This is a genomic window from Kitasatospora sp. NPDC005856 (assembly GCF_040629945.1).
Classification (GTDB): Bacteria; Actinomycetota; Actinomycetes; order Streptomycetales; family Streptomycetaceae; genus Kitasatospora.
The window spans coordinates 1-2,368 of sequence record NZ_JBEXWT010000211.1; the positions used below are offsets into that span (position 1 = coordinate 1).

General features: G+C 72.7%; 3 protein-coding genes. All 3 read left to right on the plus strand.

The genetic code is table 11. The annotated features are described in order from the left end of the window. A partial coding sequence (locus tag ABZ449_RS41985) for an amidohydrolase family protein (RefSeq protein WP_360357407.1) occupies nucleotides 1-397 on the plus strand: 397 nt, incomplete at its 5' end. Between the two features lie 57 nt (nucleotides 398-454). Continuing rightward, a complete protein-coding gene (locus tag ABZ449_RS41990) occupies nucleotides 455-970 on the plus strand; it encodes an RICIN domain-containing protein (RefSeq protein WP_360357409.1) in 516 nt (171 codons plus the stop codon). A 251-nt stretch (nucleotides 971-1,221) separates the two neighbouring features. Then, entirely contained in the window at nucleotides 1,222-2,211 is a 990-nt protein-coding gene (locus ABZ449_RS41995) for an aldo/keto reductase (RefSeq protein WP_360357412.1), read from the plus strand. Nucleotides 2,212-2,368: the final 157 nt, after the last annotated feature.

Consider the following 2,368-nt stretch of genomic DNA (forward strand, 5'->3'; position numbering starts at 1 on the left):
CGGCGCGAACCGCGTCGCCCTGATCACCGACGCCATGGGCGCCGCCGGCATGGGCGACGGCCTCTACCCCCTCGGCCCCCTCCAGGTCGAGGTCAGGAACGGCGTCGCCATGCTCCCCGACGGCAGCTCCATCGCCGGCTCCACCCTCACCCTCGACCGGGTCTTCAAACGGTCCCTGACCATGGGGAAGTTGACGCTGCCGCAGGCAGTGGAGTCGCTGTCCGCCACCCCCGCCCGGCTGCTCGGCCTGAGCGACTCGATCGGCTCACTGGAGACCGGCAGGCTCGCCGACCTCGTCGTGCTCGACTCCGACACGTACGACCTCGTCGCCGTCATGCGCCGCGGCCGCTGGGCCGTCGGTGCCGACCGCTTCGCGCCGACAGCGCCGGGAGCATGACGCCACCTGTTCGCCATCTGCTCGAAGTTGAGGTTTTGGCGGGCTCTATTGATATGAATGCGCAGTGATAGTGCACTAGGTGCGCACTCCTCCTCAGGCCCCCACGCTTGGAGTTCGCCGTGCCACTCTTCCGCACGTCCCGACGCCGGCTCGCGGCAGGCGTCCTCTCCGCCGCGCTGCTCGCCCTGTCGCCCCGTCCCGACCGGGCAGTTCACCGGCAACGGTGCCACATGCATGGACGACAGCGCCGGCGGCACCGCGGACGGCAACCCGGTGATCATCTACGACTGCACCGGCAACGCCAACCAGCACTGGACCAGGAACGCCGACGGCACCGTCCGCACCCTCGGCAAGTGCCTGACCGCCAAGGGGAGTTCAGCCGGAAGCGCGGTGGTGCTCAGCACCTGCACCGGCAGCTCGCTCCAGCAGTGGACCGCCACGCCGGACGGCACGCTGACCACCACCGGCCTCTGCCTGGACGTGACCGGTGGCAGCACTGCCAACGGCACCGCGCTGGAACTCTGGACCTGCGGCAGCCACCAGGCCAACCAGTACTGGTCGCTCCCGGTCTGACCGGGGCACGGTGCCTCCGCCCGCGTCGGGCGGAGGCACCGCCGCCTCGCCCTGACCTCCGGAAGAGTCGGGGAGGACCACGCCTGTGTACCCGCCCTGCACCGGCGCCCGCATCCGGCCGCGCCGGTCCGCCTCCGGAGGACCCCGGCGCCGTAGGGTCCTCTCCGAGGAGACGGGGCCGACCGGTCGCCCCGACCGGGGCGCCACCACGGCGCCGGGCCACGGCAGGGACGAGACGAAGGAAACCTCACGTGCGACAGCGCAGTCTGCGGGACCTCCAGGTGTCGGCCATCGGCCTCGGCTGCATGGGGATGTCCGCCTTCTACGGCACGGCCGACCAGGACGAGGCCGCCGCGACCATCCGGCACGCCCTCGACCTCGGCATCACCTTCCTCGACACGGCGCAGGTCTACGGACCGCTCACCAACGAGTCCCTGGTCGGCGAGGCCATCCGGGGACACCGCGACGAGTACGTGATCGCCACGAAGTTCAACTACCGGATGGACGGCGCCGTACCGGGCGACATGTCGACCGTGGGCCGCCAGGACGGCTCCGCCGAGCACGTCCGCAGTTCCGTCCACGGTTCACTCGCGCGGCTCGGCACCGACCGCATCGACCTGTACTACCAGCACCGGGTCGACCCGAACGTGCCCATCGAGGAGACCGTCGGCGCCCTCGGCGAACTGGTCGCCGAGGGCAAGGTCCGGTACATCGGGCTGAGCGAGGCGAGCGCGGAGACCATCCGCCGCGCCCACGCCGTCCACCCGGTCACCGCCGTCCAGAGCGAGTACTCGCTCTGGACCCGCGACGTGGAAGCCGAGGTGCTCCCCGTCTGCCGGGAACTCGGCATCGGCTTCGTGCCGTACTCCCCACTCGGCCGCGGCTTCCTCGCCGGCCGCTTCAGCTCCCCGGACGAGCTGGAGCGGGACGACTTCCGCCGCACCAACCCGCGCTTCACCGAGGCCAACCTGGCGGCCAACCTCAAGCTCGCGGAGAAGGTGAAGCAGATCGCCGCGGAGAAGGACGTCACCCCGGCCCAGCTGGCGATCGCCTGGGTCCTGGCCCGCGGCGAGGACCTGGTGCCGATCCCCGGTACCAAGCGCCGCACCTACCTGGACCAGAACGCGGGCGCCGTCGACATCGAGCTCACCGCGGACGACCTGGCCCGCATCGACGCCGAGCTGCCCGAAGCAGCGGGCGAACGCTACGACGAGGACGGCATGCGGGCGGTGAACCGCTGACCGCCCGGTCCGGCGGCAACCCGTTCCGCCTCTGGACCCTCCCCACGCCGTGGGGGGGGGGGGGGGGGGGGGCCGGGGCCCCCCCCCCCCCCGCCCCCCCCCCCCCCCCGGCGGCGCCCGGCGCGACGGGGGGGCGCGCCCCGCGCGCGCCGCGGGC

Excerpts from the sequence above, each read along its gene's own strand:
- ABZ449_RS41990 (WP_360357409.1), top strand. The coding sequence starts at position 455 with ATGCGCAGTGATAGTGCACTAGGTGCGCACTCCTCCTCAGGCCCCCAC.